Annotated in this window: 28 protein-coding genes and 1 pseudogene; 7 read left to right on the top strand and 22 right to left on the bottom strand. The window is 65.5% G+C overall.

The window, feature by feature from the left end:
• Position 1 precedes the first annotated feature (1 nt).
• From ACE5CZ_RS03995 to ACE5CZ_RS03910, 18 genes and pseudogenes are all read right to left on the bottom strand, one after another.
• Positions 2-565 (bottom strand): maleylpyruvate isomerase N-terminal domain-containing protein, encoded by a 564-nt coding sequence (locus ACE5CZ_RS03995; protein ID WP_374946059.1) that lies wholly within the window; start codon positions 563-565, stop codon positions 2-4.
• Positions 562-1,662: a cupin domain-containing protein gene (locus ACE5CZ_RS03990; protein ID WP_374946058.1), complete on the bottom strand. Its 1,101-nt coding sequence runs from the start codon at positions 1,660-1,662 to the stop codon at positions 562-564. Before ACE5CZ_RS03990 ends, ACE5CZ_RS03995 begins: the two co-directional genes overlap by 4 nt.
• The gene (locus tag ACE5CZ_RS03985; RefSeq protein ID WP_374946057.1) at positions 1,652-2,287 is read right to left on the bottom strand and encodes an MBL fold metallo-hydrolase; all 636 of its coding nucleotides are present in this window, start codon (positions 2,285-2,287) and stop codon (positions 1,652-1,654) included. The genes ACE5CZ_RS03990 and ACE5CZ_RS03985 overlap by 11 nt, the downstream gene beginning before the upstream one ends.
• Before the next feature lie 26 nt (positions 2,288-2,313).
• Positions 2,314-3,006, bottom strand: coding sequence for a hypothetical protein (locus ACE5CZ_RS03980; protein WP_374946056.1), 693 nt, complete (start codon positions 3,004-3,006; stop codon positions 2,314-2,316).
• A complete protein-coding gene (locus tag ACE5CZ_RS03975) occupies positions 3,006-3,707 on the bottom strand; it encodes a class II aldolase/adducin family protein (protein ID WP_374946055.1) in 702 nt (233 codons plus the stop codon). Before ACE5CZ_RS03975 ends, ACE5CZ_RS03980 begins: the two co-directional genes overlap by 1 nt.
• Positions 3,704-4,036: an indolepyruvate ferredoxin oxidoreductase subunit alpha gene (locus tag ACE5CZ_RS03970; RefSeq protein WP_374946054.1), complete on the bottom strand. Its 333-nt coding sequence runs from the start codon at positions 4,034-4,036 to the stop codon at positions 3,704-3,706. The genes ACE5CZ_RS03975 and ACE5CZ_RS03970 overlap by 4 nt, the downstream gene beginning before the upstream one ends.
• Positions 4,037-4,038: 2 nt before the next feature.
• Entirely contained in the window at positions 4,039-5,040 is a 1,002-nt protein-coding gene (locus ACE5CZ_RS03965) for an NAD(P)/FAD-dependent oxidoreductase (protein WP_374946081.1), read from the bottom strand.
• Between the two features lie 2 nt (positions 5,041-5,042).
• Positions 5,043-6,056, bottom strand: a complete 1,014-nt coding sequence (locus ACE5CZ_RS03960; RefSeq protein ID WP_374946053.1) for a TAXI family TRAP transporter solute-binding subunit — start codon at positions 6,054-6,056, stop codon at positions 5,043-5,045.
• Positions 6,053-6,322 (bottom strand): nickel-binding protein, encoded by a 270-nt coding sequence (locus ACE5CZ_RS03955; protein WP_374946052.1) that lies wholly within the window; start codon positions 6,320-6,322, stop codon positions 6,053-6,055. The genes ACE5CZ_RS03960 and ACE5CZ_RS03955 overlap by 4 nt, the downstream gene beginning before the upstream one ends.
• 61 nt (positions 6,323-6,383) lie before the next feature.
• Entirely contained in the window at positions 6,384-6,926 is a 543-nt protein-coding gene (locus tag ACE5CZ_RS03950) for a hypothetical protein (protein WP_374946051.1), read from the bottom strand.
• Positions 6,926-7,672: a hypothetical protein gene (locus ACE5CZ_RS03945; RefSeq protein WP_374946050.1), complete on the bottom strand. Its 747-nt coding sequence runs from the start codon at positions 7,670-7,672 to the stop codon at positions 6,926-6,928. Before ACE5CZ_RS03945 ends, ACE5CZ_RS03950 begins: the two co-directional genes overlap by 1 nt.
• Before the next feature lie 201 nt (positions 7,673-7,873).
• Entirely contained in the window at positions 7,874-8,335 is a 462-nt protein-coding gene (locus ACE5CZ_RS03940; protein WP_374946049.1) for a MarR family winged helix-turn-helix transcriptional regulator, read from the bottom strand.
• Positions 8,336-8,393: 58 nt separating this feature from the next.
• Positions 8,394-8,918, bottom strand: a complete 525-nt coding sequence (locus tag ACE5CZ_RS03935; RefSeq protein ID WP_374946080.1) for an IclR family transcriptional regulator — start codon at positions 8,916-8,918, stop codon at positions 8,394-8,396.
• Positions 8,919-8,987: 69 nt separating this feature from the next.
• A pseudogene (locus tag ACE5CZ_RS03930) lies at positions 8,988-9,182 on the bottom strand (helix-turn-helix domain-containing protein); the annotation flags it as partial.
• Positions 9,183-9,257: 75 nt separating this feature from the next.
• Complete coding sequence (locus ACE5CZ_RS03925; protein WP_374946048.1) at positions 9,258-9,563, bottom strand: hypothetical protein; 306 nt, start codon at positions 9,561-9,563, stop codon at positions 9,258-9,260.
• A complete protein-coding gene (locus tag ACE5CZ_RS03920; RefSeq protein WP_374946047.1) occupies positions 9,560-11,200 on the bottom strand; it encodes a bifunctional 3-(3-hydroxy-phenyl)propionate/3-hydroxycinnamic acid hydroxylase in 1,641 nt (546 codons plus the stop codon). Before ACE5CZ_RS03920 ends, ACE5CZ_RS03925 begins: the two co-directional genes overlap by 4 nt.
• 11 nt (positions 11,201-11,211) lie before the next feature.
• The gene (locus ACE5CZ_RS03915) at positions 11,212-12,072 is read right to left on the bottom strand and encodes a fumarylacetoacetate hydrolase family protein (RefSeq protein WP_374946079.1); all 861 of its coding nucleotides are present in this window, start codon (positions 12,070-12,072) and stop codon (positions 11,212-11,214) included.
• 5 nt (positions 12,073-12,077) lie between these two features.
• Positions 12,078-12,644, bottom strand: a complete 567-nt coding sequence (locus ACE5CZ_RS03910; protein WP_374946078.1) for a VOC family protein — start codon at positions 12,642-12,644, stop codon at positions 12,078-12,080.
• Positions 12,645-12,825: 181 nt separating this feature from the next.
• On the opposite strand from ACE5CZ_RS03910, the gene ACE5CZ_RS03905 reads away from it, so the two are divergent.
• On the top strand, positions 12,826-13,245 hold the full coding sequence (locus ACE5CZ_RS03905; RefSeq protein WP_374946046.1) for a PPOX class F420-dependent oxidoreductase: 420 nt from the start codon (positions 12,826-12,828) through the stop codon (positions 13,243-13,245).
• A 43-nt stretch (positions 13,246-13,288) separates the two neighbouring features.
• Here the strand turns inward: ACE5CZ_RS03905 and ACE5CZ_RS03900 are convergent, their stop codons facing one another.
• Complete coding sequence (locus ACE5CZ_RS03900) at positions 13,289-13,621, bottom strand: ATP-dependent DNA ligase (protein WP_374946045.1); 333 nt, start codon at positions 13,619-13,621, stop codon at positions 13,289-13,291.
• Positions 13,622-13,802: 181 nt separating this feature from the next.
• Between ACE5CZ_RS03900 and ACE5CZ_RS03895 the strand changes: the two genes are divergently transcribed.
• From ACE5CZ_RS03895 to ACE5CZ_RS03880, 4 genes are all read left to right on the top strand, one after another.
• The gene (locus ACE5CZ_RS03895; protein ID WP_374946044.1) at positions 13,803-14,066 is read left to right on the top strand and encodes a hypothetical protein; all 264 of its coding nucleotides are present in this window, start codon (positions 13,803-13,805) and stop codon (positions 14,064-14,066) included.
• Between the two features lie 79 nt (positions 14,067-14,145).
• Positions 14,146-14,634 carry a hypothetical protein gene (locus tag ACE5CZ_RS03890; RefSeq protein ID WP_374946043.1) on the top strand — a complete coding sequence of 163 codons (489 nt, stop codon included), beginning with the start codon at positions 14,146-14,148 and terminating at the stop codon, positions 14,632-14,634.
• 38 nt (positions 14,635-14,672) lie between these two features.
• Entirely contained in the window at positions 14,673-16,097 is a 1,425-nt protein-coding gene (locus tag ACE5CZ_RS03885; RefSeq protein WP_374946042.1) for an SPFH domain-containing protein, read from the top strand.
• A gap of 27 nt (positions 16,098-16,124) precedes the next feature.
• Positions 16,125-17,081 (top strand): DMT family transporter, encoded by a 957-nt coding sequence (locus ACE5CZ_RS03880; RefSeq protein WP_374946041.1) that lies wholly within the window; start codon positions 16,125-16,127, stop codon positions 17,079-17,081.
• A gap of 10 nt (positions 17,082-17,091) precedes the next feature.
• On the opposite strand, the gene ACE5CZ_RS03875 is transcribed toward ACE5CZ_RS03880, so the two are convergent.
• A complete protein-coding gene (locus tag ACE5CZ_RS03875; RefSeq protein WP_374946040.1) occupies positions 17,092-18,327 on the bottom strand; it encodes an MFS transporter in 1,236 nt (411 codons plus the stop codon).
• Positions 18,328-18,455: 128 nt separating this feature from the next.
• Here ACE5CZ_RS03875 and ACE5CZ_RS03870 point away from each other — a divergent pair, with 128 nt between their 5' ends.
• On the top strand, positions 18,456-19,187 hold the full coding sequence (locus ACE5CZ_RS03870) for a GntR family transcriptional regulator (RefSeq protein ID WP_374946039.1): 732 nt from the start codon (positions 18,456-18,458) through the stop codon (positions 19,185-19,187).
• A 45-nt stretch (positions 19,188-19,232) separates the two neighbouring features.
• On the top strand, positions 19,233-19,610 hold the full coding sequence (locus tag ACE5CZ_RS03865; protein WP_374946038.1) for a TraR/DksA family transcriptional regulator: 378 nt from the start codon (positions 19,233-19,235) through the stop codon (positions 19,608-19,610).
• Positions 19,611-19,666: 56 nt separating this feature from the next.
• Here the strand turns inward: ACE5CZ_RS03865 and ACE5CZ_RS03860 are convergent, their stop codons facing one another.
• Positions 19,667-20,689: an LLM class flavin-dependent oxidoreductase gene (locus tag ACE5CZ_RS03860; RefSeq protein ID WP_374946037.1), complete on the bottom strand. Its 1,023-nt coding sequence runs from the start codon at positions 20,687-20,689 to the stop codon at positions 19,667-19,669.
• A 21-nt stretch (positions 20,690-20,710) separates the two neighbouring features.
• Positions 20,711-21,359, bottom strand: a 649-nt coding sequence (locus ACE5CZ_RS03855; RefSeq protein ID WP_374946036.1) for a hypothetical protein, incomplete at its 5' end; no start/stop codon positions are given.

Raw genomic sequence — 21,359 nt, 5'->3', positions numbered from 1 at the left:
ATCACGAGTGCTGCCGATCCGGAATGAGGGCCGCTCTGCGCTCGGCGGCCAATCGGTCGATCACGGACAGCGGAAAATCGGCGAAGGATCCGCCGGTACCGAGGTCGACGGCGGCGAGCCACGTCTGTCGGGCACGAAGCCAGGGCGTGCGATCGATCGCGATCGGAACGCCTCGGTCGTCGACTCCCTGCTCGTGCCACCTGTTGGCGGGCAGATCGCGCCACCCGACTGCGAGATGAACCGCGGAATGCTCCACAAGATGGCGAAGCGCCCGCGGGGGCAGCGACGCTCCCAGAGAGATCGCGGCATCCCGCTCTCCCGGCGCAAACGTCGCCGGTGCGGGGGCGCCATCGCCGATAGCTTCGGCGAGCGATGCCCATCCGCGTGCGTCATAGCCGACGGTCGCGATGATCGTGCGTCTGTCTGTCGGCGCGTCGGGGTCGCCGGGGCGATCGTATTCGTCCTCGGGAAGCTGTGCCAGAAAGCGCAGGAAGTAGGCCGTGCCGCGATATGCCAGCAGAAGGTCTTCCGCGGGGCCGCCGAGCGGCGTGCGCGCTCCGGTCATGGTTCATCCACGATCAGCGTTCGAGCGAAGCCCAGCCGCTCGATGACCGGGCCATCGTTGAAGCGGAAGAGGTCGAATTCGGACTCGGCTTCGATCGACCAGGGAATCCAGGATGGTACGACGGCGAGGTCGCCCCTGTTCAGCGTGTGCCGAACGCCGTCGATCACGAACGTGCCGCTTCCTTCGAAGACCTGCCACACGGAGGATCCCACTTCGTGACGGGTTCGTGTCTTGGTGCCGTCGCGCAAGCGGTGGAACTCGGCGCGGAGAGTGGGCATGACGTCGCCACCCGTGGTCGGATTCACATACCGGATCGCCGCGTGCCCCTGCTCGACGGTCGCCGGATGGCCCTCGTCTTCGAGCCTGAGTTGTTCTGCGACGGCTCGGTCGGTGTATTCCCAGCGGTAGGCCGCGATCGGCGAGCTGACCCGGTCGTCGAGCGCGGAAAGCGGACGCAGACCCGGGTAGGCCCAGAGACGCTCCGACCGCGAGATCTCGGGGCTCGCCTCATCGGTCACGCGCTCCGATCCGTACTCGAAGAATCCGATGTCGATGTGATCAGACAGCGGAACATCCAGGCCGTCGATCCAGGCCATGGGCGAGTCTGTGTCATTGTGGTGGCCATGAAAGTTCCAGCCGGGAGTGAGGAGAAAATCGCCGCGGCGCATCGCGACGGGGTCGCCGTTGACCACAGTCCAGACCCCTTCCCCTTCAACCACGAACCGGAACGCATTCTGGGCGTGGCGGTGCTCCGGGGCCGTTTCGCGAGGCCCGAGGTACTGAATCGCCGCCCAGATCGTCGGGGTGGCGTACGGGGCACCGCCCAATCCCGGATTGGCGAGTGCGATTGCCCGTCGTTCGCCCCCTCGTCCCACCGGCACGAGCGCCCCAGCCCGAGCGGCGAGCGGGTAGAGGTCATCCCAGCGCCAGACGAAGGGAACCGCGTCTGACCGCGGGTGAAAGGTGAGAACCTCGGATGCCTGAGTCCACAGGGGGGCGAGATGGTGGGCGGCGAAATCCTCGTAGAGCTCATCGAGTTCGGGAGTCGCCGTCAGGTTCGCATTCAGAAGTTCGCCTGAGTCGAGATCAGAACTCACGAGCGACTCCCTCTTCGAGAACGATCAGCTCGGCCGGCACCAGTTTCTTCAGCAAGCCGTAGTGGAGCTGCCGATGGATTTCGGCGAGACCCGCCTGGTGGATCGGGACGATGACTCGGGGTTCGACAGCGCGCGCGAAATCGATCGCGTCTGCCACCTTCATGAACGGTCCTCCCACGGGGAGAAGGAGAATATCGACTTTTCGCGGCGACGCATCGAAGGCATCACCCGGGTGCCAGACGTCGTCATCGAGAATGAATCCGGTGTTCAAGACCGTCGGAAGAGCCGAATGGATCTCGGCGTGCAGCCGCCCCGTGGGTGTGATGCGAACCCCGGCCTCGGTGAAGGCGTCGCCGTTCGAGACCACTCGGTCTTTCTCGCGGCTTTCGCCGGCTGCCGCGCTGGCTTCGGCGTTCGCGACCAGCACAGCCTGCGGGTTGGCGTCGCGCAGTGCACGGAGCCTCTCGGCATCGACATGGTCGGGATGAGCATGGGTGACCAGGATCAGGTCGAGCTCGTCGATCGCCTCGAATCCGTGCGAATAGGTGCCGGGGTCGATCAAGGCCTTCGCTCCGCTGGATGTTTCGACCAGCACGGCAGCGTGTCCGAAGTGTGTGATTTTCATTGTCGGCTTTCTCGTTGCAGATGACTTCAGAACCAGATTCGCTTGCCCGGGTCGGGCAGGCTCGCGTCGATGGGGTCGTCGTTGCCGGTGCGCCCAGACGCCCATGCGAGTAACGCTCGCGGATCGCCCTCGATCGCCCGCATCCCCTTACCTGTCTGCACCAGCACAGGGGGTTGTCCCGGCAGTGACACGAGAGAGATGCCCGCCAACTCCTCCGGCAGAACGGAGGGAAGCACCGTCACGGCGATCGCGGCGTCTTCTGTGGCGAGCGCGCTCCAGGGACGGCGGAAATCCGCGTGATGAACGATCACCTGCACGAGGCGTCGGCCAGGGATGCCGCGGATCACAGCGTCGAGGGCTGACCAGTTCTGCACGTCGGCGATCGCGTCGCGGAGCCGCTCAGACGACTCGACGAAATCTTCGATGAGAACGGCTCCCGGCCGCAGCCCGCCACGCTCCAAGTCCCAGCGCCGATCCGAATCGTAGGGCGGAAGGGGAGACCCGGCGGCGATGAGCAGCTCATCCGCCATCCGGTCTGCCTCTCGGGAGAGGTAAGTGAGGAGATCACCGCCGGTGACGTTCTCGACGACCGGCTCGCGATCGAGATCCAGGTCGAGGAATTCGCCCAGCACCCGGCTGAGCAGGGCTGCGGTTTCCCGCTCGAGCGAGCGGAGAACCTCGTCGTGGGCGACGGGGGTGGGTACGACGTCGGCGCCCATCACCGGGATTCCCCCCGCCGCACGAGATAAGCGAAACCTGCGTCGAGCTGGGCCGCGTTCCAGACCTCATCCCGCTTGCGTGCCGTCTCGTGCTCGTCAGACCAGACCTTCGGGCCTCCTGCCGCAAGAGCCGTGAGCTGCGTGCGACAGGCTCGTTCGAGCAGAACCGAGTACATGACGGCTGCCGCTGTGTCGCCTCCGACCGTGACGGCGCCGTGGCTCGGCAACAGGATGCCGTTTGCGGCTCCCAACTCGGCGGCCACGGCGTCGCCCAACTCCGGCGTCGAGATCAAGGATCCCGTCACCGCGGTCAGGCGCGGCAGGGGCGGGTCGGTGAACGGAACGGCATCGTGCGACAGCGGTCGTAGCTTCTCGTCGAGAGATGCGAAAGCGGCGAATGCGGGCGCGTGGGTGTGGACGACCGCGTTCACATCGGGCCGCGCGCGGTAGAGCTGGGTATGAATCGGGTACTCGAGGTGGCGGCGGCCTGAACCTATGAGAACGTCGCCGGACCAGCTGACGAGGAGCACGCGTTCACGGTCGACCTCGTCGAACCCGAGGCCAGCGGCTTTCATCCACACCCCGCGGCCTTCGGCATCCCGCACCGAGGAATGACCCCAGATCATGTCGCCGAGGCCCGCGGATGCGAGCGCGCTGCAGGCTGCGACGACCTCGTCGACCTGCGTGGCCGCGTTGTTCACCCGTGTGCCTTCTGGGCGACCAACGGTGTGTCTACACCGATCTTGCCGAGGCTCGAGGCGCCGCCCGGACTGCCGATCGGCTCCGTCCTGCCAGGCAATGTGAGGTCGAAGAAGTCGGCGTTGTCCTGCGCCCAGACGGGGTCGTGTCCATCTTGCGGCGAGGTGATCGCGATCACCGGGCACACGGTGAGGCATGCTCCGCAGTCGATGCACTCGACCGGGTTGATGTATCGCTTCTCTTCGCCCTCGTAGATGCAGTCGACGGGACACACATCCACGCACGACCCGTCCATCTCGTCGATGCACGCTTCACCGATTACATAGGTCATTGTCAGCCTTCGCTTCCTGCCGATACCAACCGCGGCAGCTCTGATGAGTGCCCGGGGAACACGTTTTCGTTCGGCCGTAGCACGACCGTGATGTTGTTGATCGCGGTGGCCGCCTCGCCGAATCCGACCACCATCAATCGAACCTTTCCCGGATAGTCGGTGATGTCTCCGGCCGCGTAGACGCGTGGACGACCCGTCGACATGTCGGTTCCGACTTCGATCTGGCGACCCGTGATCGTGAGGCCCCACCCTGTGACCGGGCCGAGCGAGGCGATGTGCCCCAGGGCGGGGATCACAATCGACGCGGGCACGACCTCGGAGTCGGCCTGTTTCGCGTCCTTGATGACCACGTGCTGGACTGTGGCGCTGCCGGCAACTTCGAGGACCTCGGCATCTGTGATGATGCGGCACCGGGAATTTCGAACCAGTTCGACCGAACTCTCGTGCGCGGTGAAACGGGCACGACGGTGGACCAACGTGACCGAGTTCGCCGTTTCGGCGAGCATGTTGGCCCAGTCCACCGCACTGTCTCCGCCACCGACCACGACGACATCGTGGCCGGCATATTCTTCGGCAGGACCGACGACGCGATGGATGCCCCCACCAGAATAGGCATCGACAGCGGGAAGCGGGCGAGGGGTGAAGCGTCCGATACCGCCCGTGATCACTATTGCACCGCAATGGATGCTCGTGCCCGCTGAGGTGGTGGCGATGATCGAGCCGTCTTCTTGGTCGTCGAGGGTCGTGCATTCTTCGCCCAGGATGATTCGCGGGCGCGCACTCTGGGCCTGGTCGATGAGTCCGGAGATCAGGTCGCGGCCGCGAACGGCGGGCAGCCCGGCGACGTCGTAGATGAACTTCTCCGGATAGAGCGCGGCCACCTGCCCCCCGAGGTGGCTGAGGCTGTCGACGACCACGGTGCTGAGCCCCCGCATTCCGGCGTAGTACGTCGCGAACAATCCGGCTGGTCCAGCACCGATGATCAAGATGTCGCACGTGATCATGGTCACGTCCAGAGAAGGCCTTCGGTGAGGGGACCCTCACCGGCGACGTGGAGGTAGGCGCGCTGAGCACTGTCGTGCAGCGGCACGGGGGTGTCCTGCATCTCGGCAGGATCCATGGGATAGCCGACCGGAGTATGGTCCGCGGGAATGTGCTGGTACTGGCCTTCCAGCGCCAGCCGTGTCTTCACCATGCACCAGGTCGCCAGATAGGCCACCTCGTCGTCGAGGTCTTCGCGGCAGAGCAAGATGAAATCGGCGAAGTCGAGAGTGAGAAGGTCGCGATCCAACGACGGGAGATAGCCTGCCTCGACGATCGCGCTGGGCCATCCGAGGGCAGCGAAGCCGTCGATGACGGCGTCGCCCCATTCGAGGTAGCGCACGGCTCGATTCTCGGCGATGCGCTGCCACGCGGGCATCATCACGGCTTCTTGGATGAGCACGTTGATCGCTCCGGTTGCAAACGCGTGCACGAGCGGGAACGGACGCTCGTCGTAGCGAAACTGCGCGCCGTCACGCCGCATCTGTTCGGGGTCGGCGCCGGCGAGTTTCAGGCCGTAGTGAGCCGCGAGACCGATCGCGTTGACGCCGTCGTCGGCAGACGTGCCGATGACGAGCTGAGAGGCGTATCGTGCCAGATCACTCACTGTGTGAACGGGGAGCTCAGCCGCCACCGCCACGACCAGACGGTCGCGGTGCGGGATCTTGCCGAGTGCACGAAGCCACGGCGCGGGAGCCGTTGCAGCAGGGCCGGTACCCTGCCACAGCAGGCGTGCCGCAGCGGCAGGAGTGACCAATGCGATGTCGACGTCTCCCGATCGGAGCGCGTCGACCGCGTCGACCCCCGCACGTCCGGCGTGGATCGAGAACTGGGACCCTTCCGGCGCGCGATCACCGATCTCTTGCGCGAGCCAGCCCGAGATTCTCGTCAGATTGGCTTGGCCCCAGTCCGCCTTGAACCTCAGGTTGACGGGCGAGATGAGACGGGGTTCGGCCGATCGCGAGACCGTCTCGCTCACGCTGTCGGAATCGCGTCGAGCCCGGCCGCGTCGACCGAGAAATGAACTTCTGTGACGGTGTCGACCGGCCATCCGATGCGATCGAACTCTTTTCGCACTGCCTCCTCGTCGTCGGCCTCGTACACCGTGACGATGTAACCCTGGTCGAGGTTGATGAAACACTGCTGAAACTCGGCGTAGGTGTTCTGCTTGATATCGGGCACATACGATCCCACCTCTTCGGGTGCGAGTGCGGGGGCCTGGTGAACGCTGACGTACGTGGTCATGTGCTGTCTCTTTCTGTGGATGCGCGCAATGAGCGTCATCGCTCATCGCCCTGAACTGGTGTTAGTGGGCTGTGACTTCGGTGGGCCAGCCGAGGCGCTCCAAGGAGACCTCGTCTGCGGTCGTGCCGCAGGTGCTGCAGGCGCGCGCTGTCGAATCGGCGTTGAACCTTCGGGCTACTTCGGCGTAGATCGCCGTCGCTTCGACTTCGAGATCCTGCTGCCATTCGAGGCGATGCAATTCGCTTCCGCAGGTGTCGCAGGCGAAGACGGCCGCCCGATACGCGGGTTCATTGCCGATGTAGCGGATGAGCACGCTTTCTTCGATCGGTTCGAGCAGGTGGGGCGTTCCCGCGGGAACGTAGACGTGATCACCAGGGGCCATCGACCAGCTGTTCACGTTGGTGTCTCGCAGCCGCACTGTCGCCTTGCCCGACATCAGGGCGATGACGGTGTCTTCTTCGAACGCGAGAAAGAACGGCTGTTTCTCTGTGTTGCGAGAGAGCGTGATCTGTGGGTCGACGTCTACCGGCATGACAGGAACGTCGGCATAGTTGCCGAGTTCTTTGGCGGCCTGGAACGCCTGAACCATCCGTCGGCGCGCCATTAGCCGAGCACCTCTTTCGCGCTGTTCTTCAGAGCGTGGAATGCGGCGTTGGACACTTTCGTCTGATTGACGAGGCGGTCCCAGCCCCAGGCTTTCAAGTCGAACAGGTAGTTCTCGTGGCCGCAATGCTGGCACGTGCGCACCTCGTCGGAGTTGCGCTGTTTGACGAACTCGACACCGCCCCACTGAGTCGAGAACTGGCGGAACTCGTCGTCTGCATCTCCAAAAGCAGTGGGATCAAAATCAGGCGCGCCCTGGGGCGCGGAGTCGTACTCGTACTTGATGATGTCTTTTTTGCATTTCTCGCACTTCGCGGTGAGCGCTTCTTTCTGACCGGCGTCAGAGGATTGGCGTTGCGTGATCGTCACGAGCGCGAACGCCCCCTCTTTCTTCTCATCGCGAAGGAATGAGTTGACTCCGTGGAACGGCTGAGTCGCCATCAGCGAGCCCGTGGCGATCATGGCGTCACTCGACCCCCAGGCCACGAGCAGCTCGGACACCGTGTTCCAGTGAAAGAAGTGTCCGTGGAAGCGGTCTTCGCCGCCGTAGAGCACGGCCCCGCACGGAACCATGGTGCCGGCATCGTCGTAGGGGAAGATCGGCATCAGCTGAGCGTTCGACTTCGACATGCGCTCGAACACGCTCACCTTCAGTGGCTCGCGCTCGCCGGTCGGTGGTTGAACGTGACGCGTCGGAGCGATCTCCGGCAATGTCACAACAGAGGGTGAATCGTCGACGATTGTCACGAGAATCTCCTTTGACTCGATTATGTAGCGCAGAGTGACACATGTGGTCGCCTGTTGACGTAACCATAAGTCTTAATCGGGCAGGAAACAAGACCTGCCCGACAGCAAGCGCGCCGAATATCAGCGATTTAGAGAATTTCCCTGAAATAGCCCCGACCCGAGACAATCGGTCTTCGATTCGGGATTAGTGACAACTAGTTGTCACGAACGCGGTCGCGCTTTCGACTGCACCAGTCCGCGGAGTCGCCGAAGGATTCGCATGGTGCCGAGAATCTCCTCTTCAGTGAGGACTTCCTCCATGGCGGCGGTCCACTCGGAGCGCCAGAGCTCGAGAGCGGTCTCATAGGCGGCGGTGCCTGTGCTCGTCAACGCGATCATCTTCGACCCGCGACGCTGGGGATTCTCCACGATTGCGACGAGACCGGACTGCGCCATCTCGTTGGTGGAACGCTGGACGGCCTGCCGGCTGAGGCCCATGTTGCGAGCGATCTGTGCCACCGTTATCGGGCTCTCAGCCAGGGCGATTGCGCCGAGGACCAGCCACCGGGCGCTCGTCAGGCCGACCTCCCGCACAGTCGAGTCGCCGACTGCCAAGAGACGGTCATTGACGCGAAAGATCTCGAACAGGAGCTCGTCGATCGGTCGCGTGTCTCTCCTCAGCATCTAGTTATGCTCGCACGGATACATACGCGGGTCGCGTTGACCCTGTGAGGCGCACGCGCTAGTTGATGAGGCCTCGGAACTCGTCGGCGATCGTGACGGCGATTCCGCCGGCGAGGCGCATCCAGGTTTCATCTCCGCGGGTACGCGGAGCGGTGACCGACAGGGCGGCGCGGGCGTGGTCTTGTCTGTCGCGAAGCACCACTCCCACGGCACTCACCTCGGGCTCGCTCTCGCCGAAATTGGTCGCATAGCGCCGCGCGCGCACGAGTTCGAGCTCCGCGAGGAGGTCGATTCGTCGCAGCGGGACCGTCTGCCCGGTATGGGAGATGAGCTCGGTGGGAAACAACGCCATGACTTCCCGATCGGACAACTCGGCCAGCAACACTCGACCCGCCGCCGTGGCGTGGGCGGGCAGAGTCCAACCCATCCGGCTGCCGGTGCGAACAGTCTGAGTGCTCTCGATGCTGTCCATGCAGAAGATCTGGTCACCCCGCAACACGCTCAGATGAGCGGTCTCATAGGTCTGATCCGCCAGCTTGGTCAGTGCCGCCTGTCCGACTGTGCGCAAGTCGCTGGTTCTCACGGCGACCAGCCCTATCGCTGCGAGGACGGGGCCCGGTCGGTAGGCTCGAGCTGTCGCGTCGTGGACGACATAGCCATATGACGCAAGAGTGTTCAGAAGCCGGTGGACCGTCGACCGAGAAAGTCCCAATCGCGTACTCGCCGCGCCGACGTGAATACTCGGACCATCTGCGAAGAGCTGCAGAAGCTCGAGAGCGTTCGCCACGGCGCCGATGACCTGGGGACGTCGGTCGGTCGTGTCGAGGCCCTGCTCTTCGCCGTCCATTGCACCGATTATCCACCGTTGCGGCCTCACACGAGTCATTCGTCCGACTGCCGACGTCGCGCCGGCGGAGAGTTGCTACGACCGGCGCACGCCCGCGAACTTCGACGCCGGAAGGAACTTGATCTTTCCCGTTCCCGTGAAGGAGTCGGGGCCCGCCAGCGTCAGCTCGACGTCTGCCTTGCCCTTGATCGGTTTGGTCAGATGAGTGATCAAGGTAAGCCTCTCATCGCTGCACACGATGTCCGACACTGTCGCTACGACCTGCTTCGACTCGAAGCGCACGTCGACGACTCCGTCGCCCTCGCTGACGATCATGTCCATCACGAACGTGCCGACGATCGACGATTGCTCGACGTCCCAGGTTCCGATCCATTTGTTCATGGCATTGCCCCTTCTGAATTCGATTCGCCCGACAGTCGACCCGCTGGGTCGATGACGGCTGTTGGCGCGTGCGCGCCGTCGATGCTGGCAAGGTAGGCCCCCGCCAGATCGTCGCCCCCGGAAGTTCCGGTGGCAACCGAGAAGACGTAGAAGTCGGGCCGGACCAGCACGGATTCGCCCTCGATCGACCGCAACCAGTGCGCGTAGGTGCCGTTGACATCGGCGAACACGTGCACCCCGTCTCGGGCGGGAGTCTCGGGGTCGGAACACACGACGGTGATCCCCACAGCGGCGAGCTGTTCTACGTGTTTCGGCGACAAGGCGTCGGCCTGTGCAGCGCGCGTGAGGATGAGCGCTCCCGCACCGAACAGGTCGTCGAAACGAACGGGGTCGGGATGCGCGCTGGTCGTCACCTGGCCCTGCCAGGAAAGGTATCCGCCCTGGGTGCCATCGTGAACCCCCTCGCCGAGCCGGGGGGCAGGCGGCGGTTCGGGAGTGCGCCCCGCAGCCAGAGCACCGATCATGGCCTCATCGCGCAACCGCGCCTCCTCCGGGTCGACGATGCAGATGATCCGGCCGAGCGAGATGGAGAAGTCGATGAAGTCCGCGACATGCGCAGCCCGCTCCGACCCGAATGTGTCGAGTAGCGTTTCGGAGGCGTCGCCGCGCAACACGAGGTCGAGTTTCCACGACAGATTCAGACAGTCGCGCAACCCGGCGGCGAGCCCCTGGCCCGCGAAGGGAGGCATCTGATGGGCGGCGTCGCCCGCGAGGAAGACCCGATCTTTTCGCCAGTCGGACGCCCAGCCCGACGCGAAAGTGTAGACCACTCCGCGTTCCAGCTCGGCGGTCTCGGGTGTGACGCCGTACGGCTCGAGCAACTCCCAGATGCGCTCGGGCCGGGTCAGCTCTTCGACACTCTCTCCCTCGAGGCGCATGAACTCCCAGCGGCGACGCCCCGGCCCGCCGGGTACGACGGTGGTGGGGCGCGCAGGGTCGGCGATCTGCTTGGCGAGTGTGGTGACGACGAGCCCGGGCTTGGGCACAACATCGATGACCAACCAGTCGAAGAAGTAGCCGAGGTCTTTCCATTCGACCTCGAGCGCCTTCCGCACGTCGCTATTGGCGCCGTCGGCGCCGATCGCGTAGCGCCCGCGAACGGTCTCGACCCCGTCGGACGTGCGCAGCTCGACCGTGACACCCTCGCTGTCCTGCCCGACGAGCGTCGCGGACGTTCCTCGGCGCAGTGTGACCTTGGGATGCGCCGCAAGCTTTTCTGTGAGGTGTTTCTCGATCGCCGGCTGGTTGTAGAAGTAGGTGTTGTTCCATCCCGACGGATCGATGCCGGTCCAGTCGACCAGATGAAGGGTTTCGTCGGCTCCGTTCACCCAGACGTAGAGATCGTCGTAAGGCTCGACCGCGTCGGGCATGCTGTCGACAGGCATCCCGACGCTCTGGAAGATTCGGGCGATCTCGGCATCGTGGGCGACGGCGCGTGGAAGGGGGTACGGCTGCGCTTTGCGCTCGCAGATCAGGACATCGTGGCCTTTCCGGCCGAGCATGAGCGCCGCCATCTTGCCGACGGGGCCGCCGCCGATTATGACGACATCGAACTCGCTGGCAATGGGATCAGTCATCGACGACGGCATCAGAGCATCCGCTGGGTGATGGAGCCGAGGCCCTCGATCTCGGTGGTGAGCACGTGCCCGCTCCGCAAGAACTCCTGCGGGTCGCGACCGAGACCGACTCCAGACGGGGTGCCCGTGAAGATGAGGTCGCCGGGTCGAAACTCCACTGTGGCCGAGAGGCGATGGATGATCTCTGAGATCGAGAAAATGAGGTCGGCGGTGGATCCGTCTTGCAGGGTACGGCTCGTACCGTCCGTGTCGACAAGCACGCTCGTGATGCGCAGAGCATCGCGATCGGAACCCGCCGGCAACTGTGACAGGGGCGTGACCGGGCCGACGGGCGCGTACTTCTCGAACGATTTGCCGAGGCTGAATTGCGCGGGGTTGCCGCGCGACTGAACGGCGCGGTCACTGAGATCCTGGCCGACTGCGAGGCCTGCGACATGATCCCAGGCCTGCTCCGCCGAGATGTTTCGACCGGCCTTCCCGATGACGACGACCAGCTCGGCTTCCCAATCGACCCGCTCGCCCGAAAGAACGACCTCGACATCAGCTCCGGCGAGGCTGGAGGCGAACTTGGTGAAGACGACAGGATGCTCCGGAAGCGTCATCCGCGACTCGGCGGCGTGTTCGGCGTAGTTGAGGCCGATGGCGAAGATCTGCGAGGGCCGACCGACAGGCGAGTCTAGATCGGCCGCGAGGAATCGTGTCGCCGAGGACTCTTCGAATTCGACGGTCGACATCCATTGTGTGAATTCGGCCCACTCGTCGTAGGCGGAGAGCGGGTCGGGACCGAATCGCCCGCCGCTCGCCACCGCGACATCGAGTGCGTAGTCGCCGTGAAGCAGCTGAAGTCGGCCAGCGAGGCTCGCGACACGCATTCCGCTCACCAGAACTCCGGAAGGTAGACCTCGGGAATGACTGCGGGAAGGTACTCCCCTGCGGTGGCCTTGGCGTGGATCTCCTCGAACGAGAGACCGGCTCGATGGGCCGCCGACACCTTCGCCGGGTCGAAGTGCATTCCGATCGGATTTCTGTCGAACTCCTCGGAGGCCCACATGAACTCTTTCGACTTCGCCCAGTCGCCGAAAGCGTCAACCTGAATCTCGACGCCGTTGCCCTCGGGGTCTTGGTAGTACATCGACATCGTCATTCCATGGTCGAGGTTCAGGAACGGCTCGATGCCTTGCGCCGCCAGCCGATCGTAGTTGTCGATCCACTGCTCGAAGCTGCGGTGCTCGAACGCCGTGTGATGCAGGCCGATCGTGTGGCCTTTGTCATCGGGGGCCTTCATGCCCGGTAGGGCGAGCAGAGCGATGCGGTGATTGGCCGCGTCGTTCGTCAGCCAGGCGGCATTCTCGCCGTAGTAGACGGGCTCCAGACCAGCCACGTTCTCGTAGAAGGCCACCATCTCGTCGAGCTTCAGCGTGGTGAAGGTCGTGTGATGAAAGATCGGTCGGGTGATGGGTCGTTGACGACCGCGGTTGCTGGTAGTAATGATCGCTCCTCGTTGAGAATCCGTACTGATAGGTCGACACTACGTGCGAACTCAAAATCTGTCTACAGTATTTTTTGAACTGCGTGCAGTGGCCTGATTCGTTCACGATTTGCACGCCTGCCGTAGCCTGTCGATCATGAGCAATTCAGCCGCCCTGACCGACGCTGGCCAGCGGTTCGTCTCGGAGCGGCACCTCGCCATTCTCTCGACCATCTCGCCGACCGGCCGTATCCATTCGGTGCCCGTGGGCTTCACGTTCGCCGACGGCGCGCTGCGCATCATCACCGGTGACGGCACGCAGAAGGTGCGAAACATCGAGCGAGCCGGTCACGCCACCGTCAGCCAGGTCGACGGCATCCGGTGGCTCACCCTGTCGGGGCCTGCCCGCATCGAGCGCGAGCCCGATGCGGTGGCGGATGCCGTGGCCCGGTATGCGGTTCGCTACCGCCCGCCACGAGTCAATCCGACGCGGGTCGTCATTCGGGTGGATGTCGACGAGTTGCTGGGCTCGAGCGGGCTGCGGGCGACGGCGCGCGAGCCGGCGGGCCGGGCGTAGTCGCCCCTCTGAAATCGGAGATCTTCTTCGTCGAGACGGGTGCTCACACGTGACCGCGCGGATTCCACGACGGCGGCACGCCCGGTTCCTCGGTGTAGACGAGCCCGCGGCCGCTGTTCGACGACGCGGTCAGCAGTTCCATCCATTCCCGGTTGACCGGTCCGGGATTCGCGCTTGTGAAGCGGAAGTACAGGGGAAGCGCGGGGGTCAACCAGATGCTCGACCGACCGCTGCCCACGGCGACGTCTTCTTTCCACGAGAAGAAGAAGCTTTCGCGTCGACGGAGCTTCGCTCCGATGACGAGCTGAAGGTGCAGCAGGGCCCGGTCGGCGATGTCGATCTCGAGTTCGGATCGCGCGTAGATGAGTTTTCCCATTGCTCTTTTCTCGGTGAAGGCGCCCCTCGAGGCGCCCGCACAACTGTAGGCAGTTTCTGTGAGGGGCCTTCTGGGACTTGACAAACACATTCCCCGCTCTCGAAAAAGACCCTTTGGCGTGTCGCCGCCGGATGCGTATGCTCGATCTTACTCGAACATATATTCGAATGATCGGAGCAGCATGAGCATCTCGTACACGGCCGAAGCGGTCACCCTCTGGGTCGAGGGCGACGTGCCCTCCCGCATGGTGTGGAACGGGCGGCGGTGGCGCGTGTCCGACATGCCCACGCCCCTCGAAGACCTCGCGTGGTCTCGGGTCACTCATCCGCCGCTGGTTCGCGGATGGCGCTTTCAGGCCACGAACGAACTCGGCGTGAGCTTCGTCTTCGACGTGGTCTGGTCGGTCTCCGACCGCGAGTGGTCACTCGTGCGCGTCTACGACTGAGCGGCGACCACAGCCCCAAGACCTGCACGACACCGCCGTATAAGGCATGCTAGAAGCGCTACGACACGAAAGGTGCCGCATGCTTCCGTTTCTCATAGTCGGCGCGATCGGCCTTCTCCTGCTGCTCTCGAGCATCATCATCGGTGATCTGCTCGATCTCGTCGGGGCCGGCGACGGGCTGGTCTCCGGCATCGCGATCGGCGCGGCCCTGTCGATCTTCGGAGTCGCCGGCGTCATCACTGTGTCGAATGACCTGCCTACCGTTCTCACCTACGTCATCGCGGTTGCGCTCGCCCTCATCGCCCTCGTGGCGATCCAGCTGTTCGTCAGCCACATCGCCAAGCAAGAGAGCGGCGGCCACTATTCGCCCGTCGGCCTCGTGGGTTTCACGACGGTGAGCACCGGCCCCTCCGGCGGTGAAGTACGGCTCGATGACGTGCGCGAACTCGAACGGCGACCCGCCGTCAGCGACGCGACCCTCGTCGCGCAGACGCGCATCCGGGTCGTCGAAGAAGACGGCTACCGGGTCAAGGTCGTGGCCGTAGTCGACGACTCCGCAGACCACTAGGCCGCCAGACCATCCCCAATAGAGAGGAAGCCCAGTACATGGACTTCATCAGCAGCAACACGTCCATCGTCTCGGTGGTCGTCGTCATCGTCATCATCGTGGCGCTGCTCGGCTTCATCGCCAGCCGCATCCGTCGCGTTCCGCCGAACCAGGCGCTCATCGTCGTGGGCAGAGGCGCTGCCAAGGGTGCCGCCGAGGGCATCACGTCGCCGCAGAAGGTCATCATCGGTGGCCGCACGTTCATCTGGCCGATCTTTCAAGAGGGCTTCAAGCTGTCGCTCGAGCAGTACCAGACCTCGGTCGACGTCACGGCGATCGACAGCAACTTCATCCGCACCTCGGTGAAGGCCACGGTCAACTTCAAGGTCACCGGCAGCGAAGACGGCGTTCGTCGCGCCGCCCAGCGCTACCTGTTGCAGCAGGCGAAGCTGCCCGAGATCGTGCAGCAATCGCTCGAAGGTTCGTTGCGTGGCCTCATCGGCGGCCGCGCCGTCGACGAGCTGGTGAAGAACTTCGCTCAGCTCGCGCAAGACGCCGTCACCGAGACCAAGGGCGAGCTCGCCGAACTGGGCCTGCAGATCGAGACCCTGAACATCCGCGAGATCGAGACGCCCGGCTCGACGTACCTCGCCGACCGTGGTCGCGCCGAGGCCGCCCAGGCGCGCCAGATCGCCGAAGTTCGCGAGGCCGAGACCGTTCGCGCGGCCGCCCTCTCGCGCATCGAGAACGAGCAGCTCACGGCCGAGCGCCAGCGCGAGCTCGACATCCGCGTCGCGTCGATCAAGGCAGACACCGAACGGGCCAACGCCGAGGCCGACGCCGCCGGTGAACTCGCCCGCGCCGAACAGGCCACCTTCGTCGCCACGAAAGAACGCGAGGCCGTGGTCGAACAGGCCAAGGTCGCCGAGCAGCGACTCAACATCGAGGTGCGCCAGCCCGCCGAGGCTGCGGCGTATGCCGCCGTGCAGAAGGCGCAGGCCGACCGCGACACCGAGAAGGCCGCCGTTGACGTCGAGGTCTACCGTCGCCAGCAGACGGCAGAAGCGGCACGTACCGCCGCCGTCAACGAAGCCGAGTCGATCACCGCGCTCGGTAACGCCAACGCCGCCGCCACCCGGGCCAAGGGTGAGGCAGACGCGGCCGCGGTCAAGGCACTCGCCGAGGCGCAGAACCTGCTCAGCCGCGAGGCGCTGGCCTCACGCGCGATCGACGCCCTCCCCGAGGTCGCCCGTCGAATGGCCGAGCCCTTGTCGAACGTCGACAACATCTCGATCATCTCGACCGATGGGGCCAGCGCGCTCACGAAGTCGGTGGCCCAGAACATCACCGAGCTGCCCGAGGTCATCAGGCAGGCGACGGGCCTCGACCTCACCGCGTTCCTCGGCGGTCTGAGCGGAGGCCTCGCGGCCAAATCCGCGTCGGGCGTCGTTCCCGCGGCCGACGCCGAGTCCCCCGTCATCTAGCAGTTGCCGACCCGTTAGCCGAATCACATGAGCAGCACGCAGCGCACGACCGAGGGCACCACGAATCTTTCGGCCGGAATCCAGTTCGCGGCCATGGGAATCGTCTGGGGTGCCAGCTTTCTGTTCATGAAGGTGGCCCTCGAGGGCGTGTCGTTCGGGCAGGTCGCGTGGAGTCGCCTGGTACTCGGCGGCCTGGCCCTCGGCGTCGTGGCGCTCGTCACCCGAAGCTCGCTGCCCCGCTCACCCAGGGTGTGGGCGCACTTCGTCGTGGTCGCCATATCGGGATCGGTGCTGCCCTATCTGCTGTTCGCGTGGGCCGAGCAGTACGTGTCGAGCGGACTCGCCAGCATCTACAACGCCGTCACCCCGATCACCACCGCCCTGATGGCCACACTGGTGTTCCGGGTCGAGAAGCTCTCGCGCGCGCAGATTGTCGGCGTCGCGGTGGGCGTCGTGGGCGTGATCGTGATTATCGGCCCCTGGCGCTTCGTGCCCACCGCCGCCGCGGCCGGCTCTCCTGTGACCGAACTCGCCGGCCAGCTCGCCTGCCTCGGTTCGGCCGTCTGCTACGGCTTCACGTTCAGCTATCTTCGTCGCTTCATCACAGGCCGGGGCGTGGCGGGGGTAACGACGGCCTTTCTGCAGATCGGCCTCGGCGGCGTTATCATGCTGCTGCTCACCCCGTTCGTGGCGATCGGCCCCGTGCAGCTCACCCCGGCGATCGTCGTCAGCCTGCTCGTTCTCGGAATCGTGGGCACCGGTTTCGCCTACCTGTGGAACATCAACGTGCTCGTCACCTGGGGCCCGACAGTGACCTCGACCGTCACCTACCTGACGCCGATCGTGGGAGTCGCCCTGGGCATCCTGATTCTGGGTGAGACGCTGTCATGGAACGAACCGGCCGGGGCCGTGCTCGTCTTCGTGGGAATTCTGCTGGCCCAGCGCAGGCTCCGACTGCGCAGGCGCGCACCCGCGAATGCATAGGGCACGTTGATCAGAGGCGGTCGCGCTCCTCGCTCACGCGGGGCACCAGCGGGATCGCCGCCACAGGAAACAGGGCCACAGCCACGAAAGCGAGCGGGTAGCCCACGGCTCCGACCAGCGCTCCTACCGCGGGCCCCACGATCGACGCCGCCACGTACTGGCCTGTGTTCTGCACTCCGAGGGCGCGGCCGCTCCAGGCCGGCCCCGCGGTCTCGGCCACAGACGTGAAAGCGAGCCCGTTGTCGGCGACGACCACGACGGTGGCGATCACGAAGACCGCGGCCGCGGCTCCCCAGGCGGCGGCATCCGACAGCGCGAGCAGCATCATCACGGCGCCCGCCGACATCGCGACCCAGCGCAGCGGGCGCACCCGGCTGCCCAGACGGTCGCTCCACACCCCCACGAGAATGCGCCCGATCGCGCCGACGAACTGGGCCGTGCCTACGAGAATGCCGGCGGCGAGGGGCTTCCAGCCGAGTTCGGTGACCAACCACACGAGTCCGAAGGTCGACACCGTGAACTGCGGCACGACGAGCAGAACCGACACGGCATGGATGCGCCACAGGAACGCGTTGCGCCGGTAGGGGTTCGCGGGTCGCGCGGCGGCGGGCGAATCGGATGCCGCGGGGTCGACGGGCGGCCGCTGCGGCGCCGTTCGGATGCCCACCCCGCAGGCCGCCGCGAACACCGCGGCGATCAGCCCGGGCACCAGCAGGGCCCCGTCGACTCCGCCGCTCTCGGCAGCAACGGGAACCGACACGGCTGCAACGGTCACGCCGAGCGGCACGGACATCTGCCGGATGCCCATAGCGAGCCCGCGACGACCGCTCGGAAACCAACGCACGACCAGCGAGCCGCTTGCCGAATTCGTGCTGGCCGATGCCATTCCGCCGAGCAGCAGGAAAGCACCGATGGCGACGTACCCGTCGACGGTCATGGCAAGAAACGCCGCGGTTGCCGTGAGGGCGAGTCCGACGGCGATCACCCAACGCTCCCCGATGCGGTCGACGAGGGCGCCCCAGGCGAAGAGGGTGAGCACCATTCCCACGGTCGGCGCCGAGGCGAGCAACCCTGCTTCGGCCAGGGTGAGTCCCCGCTGCGTGTGCAGCAGCAGAATGAGAAACGCGGGCGTGTTGATGAAGACCGTGCCCGCAGACTGCGCTCCCACGCCGAGTCCGAGATTCAGCCAGGCGCGCGGGGTGATGCGGGCATCCCGTGCTGCGGTGGCGGTCTCGGTGGTTGCCATCAGGTTGATCCTTCGTATGCGGTCTATCGACGCGCCGATTCGTGCGCGCTGTCTCTCGGCGCTGCCGTTTGGTATACCATTACGGTATACCACATACCCGCTACTGGTTCGAGCGAGGAGTCTCACTTATGTCCGCCACCACCACTGGGGCGTCGCAGACGGCTCAGCTCTACGATCGTCTTCGCGCCGCGATCCTTTCTCTCGAATTGCCTCCCGGCCAGAGTCTGGCGGAGCGACGCCTCGAGGCGCGGTTCGCGGCATCCAGAACACCCGTGCGGGCAGCCCTCGTGCGCCTCGAGGCCGAGGGACTCGTGCGCCGCGACGGCCGCAGCTACGCGGTCGCCCCGATCGATCTCGCCGAGATTGCGCAATTGGCCGAGTATCGACGCGCCGTCGAGACCGCAGCTGTGCGCCTGGCCGTGCAGCGCGCATCCGACGAACAGCTCGCCGAGCTGGCCGACGGTCTCGGCATGCCAGCACACACGCACGCCGCCGGCGCGAGCGTGCGGGCGGGCGGCGACTTTCACGAGCGGTTGGCCGAGCTCTCGGGCAACCCGTTCTTCAGCGCGGCGGTTGCCACGGCCCTGCGCCGGCTGGAACGCACCCGCTGGCTCGAAGCAAGGTCGGCCGACGCGCGAGATCAGGCGCGCGACGAGCATCTCCGCATCCTGAGTGCGGTGCGCGCGCGCAATGCCGACCGTGCCGAGGCGCTGATCGTCGAGCACATCCGCGGAACCCACGAGCGGCTGCGCGACGCCCTGAGCTCGAGCGATTGGCGCCGAGTGCACCTGATGCCGTCACTGATTCAGGAGGAGAGCGTCACCGATGCCACTATCCACGAGGCTGACCCCTCCTCCTGAATCCGGCAACCGCGCCCGTGGCCGTGGCCGTGCGACCATGAGTACATGCCCGAACTCGCGCTCACGGACGGCGAAGTGCAGCTGCTCGAGTCTCGGCTGCGTGAGCGTCGACAGCAGATCGGCGTGGAGCTCGGCGGATTGGCGCAGACCCTCGTCGAGGTGCGCGCAGCCCGAGGTGCGGAGTCCGTCGATGACGAGCATGACCCCGAGGGACCAACCCTCTCGAGCGAATGGTCGCGCATCCATGGGGTGCACGGCGAGCTCGCAGCGTCAGCACACGCGGTCGACGCGGCCCTCGAACGCCTGGCCACCGCACGCTACGGACTCTGCGCTCGCTGCGACCTGCCGATCGGCTTCGCCCGTCTCGAGGCACGCCCCGAAGCCACCCTGTGCATCGCGTGCGCCCGGGCCGGCGAACGCTGAGAATGCCTGTGTGGCTGGGCCGTGCGCCCGGTCGCCAGCTCGGAGTTTCTCGTCAGTCAGAGACGCGACAGCACTCCCCGGGCGAAAGCGGCGACGCTGGCCTCAGTCGTGGCATCGTCGATGTCACGTGATGCGGGAACGATGACGAGGCGATCCAGGCCGAGTTCGCGCAGTTCGAGTACTCGGTCGAGAATCATCGCGGGAGTGCCGCACAGAGCGAAGCGAGTCAGAAAGTCGTCGGAGAGCAACTGGGCCTGGACTGCACCGCTTTGCCCATGCTGATTTGCGTCGTACGCTCCGCCAACCGCCCTCAGTACCGACGCGTCCTGGTCCGAGACCGGGACGCCAGCCCGCATGCCTTCCGCCAGTAGGTTTGCGAAGATGGACGCGCTGCCGCGGACCATGGCGGTGGCAGCAGCTACGGGGGCGCACGCGACATCGACGTACGCGCCGAGCGACATGGCAGACGGGTCGAGACCAGCATCCGATCGCGCGTGCCGTGCGTGTGCGATCGCCCATTTCAGCCGGTCGACGTCGGCGCCCAGATTGAAGGTCAACCGGTCGGCGTAGACAGCGCCGGTGGCGATGACCTTCGGGCCCGTTGCCGCGACATCGACCGGCACGTGTGACAGGCCGGGCGGTAACCACGAAAGAGGCGCGACCGTGGATCTCGCCCCACCGCGATATGTCTCGTCGCCGCCGAGAAAGCGCCGGAGATCCACGATCGCCTGCTGAAGGACCGAGACGGATGCTGGTTGGAGATGAAGCTGTCGGAGGGCCGAGTCTCCGCGTCCGATGCCGAGCACGCCGCGGCCCCCGCACTCTGCGTGCACGCTAGCGATCGCCGCCGCTGTCACGGCCGGATGCCGCGTGATGGGATTGGTGACCGCAACGCCTAGTTCCAGGTTGCGGGTCGCAGTTGATGCAATCGCGAGCTCCACATAGGGATCAGCGACAAGCGTCTCGCTATCGGCGAGAAGAACACCGGCGAATCCGTGAGATTCGGCCCGTACAGCCCAATCCTTTGTAACACCCACTCTGGGAAACCCGTGCAGCCACAACTTCAGAGCATCGATCATGCTTCCTCCGGCGGCATGTCGTCAGCGAAGGGGACGGCCGGTGCTGATCCGCCGCCGGGGGTCGAGAGTGTCGGCGACGGTGAGGAGCCTGGCCCCGTCGGATTCGCTCCACAGTTTCAGTACCGAACCCGGCGCGCGTGCGGGCCCGTAGAAATTCAACTGCGCCCTGCTGGTCGATGCGATTCGCGCGGCTGCCCGGTCGACGAGGGATTGCATGGCGGTCGTCGTGCTGGGACTCGAGGACGCGGTGACGTAGAGGTTGAACCTGCTGTGCCGGCCCGTGCTGCTGCTCGGTGATGCCGGGGGGTCGTCATAGACGCCGCCGAGGTGACGGAGCTCGACCATGCGCAGAGACGGCGCCTCGGCCGTGATGGTGGCCGGTATCGAGTCGACGATGTCGGTGATCGCGGCGGGATCGAGGTCGTCGAGGAGCGCGCCTCGGTAGACGACGCTCTGTGGTGCAACGGGGTCGCGGTGGATGTCGGGCAGCTCATCGGGCGCCATGATGCGGGTGTGATCGAGGATGATCGGAGCTGCGCCGAGCATCGGGCCGAGGATGCGGGCCGCGTCGGCGGCCAGATCGACCGCGTCTGGATCGAGATGGGCGAACCGGAGGTGGACGACGAATTCGCCTCGGAGTTCTGCGGGGAGCTGCGGGGCCGGTGGCATG

This window comes from Agreia sp., assembly GCF_964263775.1.
Lineage (GTDB): Bacteria > Actinomycetota > Actinomycetes > Actinomycetales > Microbacteriaceae > Agreia.
Note: the sequence above shows the minus strand (reverse complement) of the source record. Positions and strands in the feature narration are given on the sequence as shown.

Bases quoted from the DNA above. Each gene is read 5' to 3' on its own strand.
- ACE5CZ_RS03995 (WP_374946059.1), bottom strand. From the start codon at position 565: ATGACCGGAGCGCGCACGCCGCTCGGCGGCCCCGCGGAAGACCTTCTG.
- ACE5CZ_RS03985 (WP_374946057.1), bottom strand. From the start codon at position 2,287: ATGAAAATCACACACTTCGGACACGCTGCCGTGCTGGTCGAAACATCC.
- ACE5CZ_RS03980 (WP_374946056.1), bottom strand. From the start codon at position 3,006: ATGGGCGCCGACGTCGTACCCACCCCCGTCGCCCACGACGAGGTTCTC.
- ACE5CZ_RS03970 (WP_374946054.1), bottom strand. From the start codon at position 4,036: ATGACCTATGTAATCGGTGAAGCGTGCATCGACGAGATGGACGGGTCG.
- ACE5CZ_RS03965 (WP_374946081.1), bottom strand. From the start codon at position 5,040: ATGATCACGTGCGACATCTTGATCATCGGTGCTGGACCAGCCGGATTG.
- ACE5CZ_RS03955 (WP_374946052.1), bottom strand. From the start codon at position 6,322: ATGACCACGTACGTCAGCGTTCACCAGGCCCCCGCACTCGCACCCGAA.
- ACE5CZ_RS03950 (WP_374946051.1), bottom strand. From the start codon at position 6,926: ATGGCGCGCCGACGGATGGTTCAGGCGTTCCAGGCCGCCAAAGAACTC.
- ACE5CZ_RS03940 (WP_374946049.1), bottom strand. From the start codon at position 8,335: ATGCTGAGGAGAGACACGCGACCGATCGACGAGCTCCTGTTCGAGATC.
- ACE5CZ_RS03925 (WP_374946048.1), bottom strand. From the start codon at position 9,563: ATGAACAAATGGATCGGAACCTGGGACGTCGAGCAATCGTCGATCGTC.
- ACE5CZ_RS03920 (WP_374946047.1), bottom strand. From the start codon at position 11,200: ATGACTGATCCCATTGCCAGCGAGTTCGATGTCGTCATAATCGGCGGC.
- ACE5CZ_RS03915 (WP_374946079.1), bottom strand. From the start codon at position 12,072: ATGCGTGTCGCGAGCCTCGCTGGCCGACTTCAGCTGCTTCACGGCGAC.
- ACE5CZ_RS03905 (WP_374946046.1), top strand. From the start codon at position 12,826: ATGAGCAATTCAGCCGCCCTGACCGACGCTGGCCAGCGGTTCGTCTCG.
- ACE5CZ_RS03900 (WP_374946045.1), bottom strand. From the start codon at position 13,621: ATGGGAAAACTCATCTACGCGCGATCCGAACTCGAGATCGACATCGCC.
- ACE5CZ_RS03895 (WP_374946044.1), top strand. From the start codon at position 13,803: ATGAGCATCTCGTACACGGCCGAAGCGGTCACCCTCTGGGTCGAGGGC.
- ACE5CZ_RS03890 (WP_374946043.1), top strand. From the start codon at position 14,146: ATGCTTCCGTTTCTCATAGTCGGCGCGATCGGCCTTCTCCTGCTGCTC.
- ACE5CZ_RS03885 (WP_374946042.1), top strand. From the start codon at position 14,673: ATGGACTTCATCAGCAGCAACACGTCCATCGTCTCGGTGGTCGTCGTC.
- ACE5CZ_RS03880 (WP_374946041.1), top strand. From the start codon at position 16,125: ATGAGCAGCACGCAGCGCACGACCGAGGGCACCACGAATCTTTCGGCC.
- ACE5CZ_RS03875 (WP_374946040.1), bottom strand. From the start codon at position 18,327: ATGGCAACCACCGAGACCGCCACCGCAGCACGGGATGCCCGCATCACC.
- ACE5CZ_RS03870 (WP_374946039.1), top strand. From the start codon at position 18,456: ATGTCCGCCACCACCACTGGGGCGTCGCAGACGGCTCAGCTCTACGAT.
- ACE5CZ_RS03865 (WP_374946038.1), top strand. From the start codon at position 19,233: ATGCCCGAACTCGCGCTCACGGACGGCGAAGTGCAGCTGCTCGAGTCT.
- ACE5CZ_RS03860 (WP_374946037.1), bottom strand. From the start codon at position 20,689: ATGATCGATGCTCTGAAGTTGTGGCTGCACGGGTTTCCCAGAGTGGGT.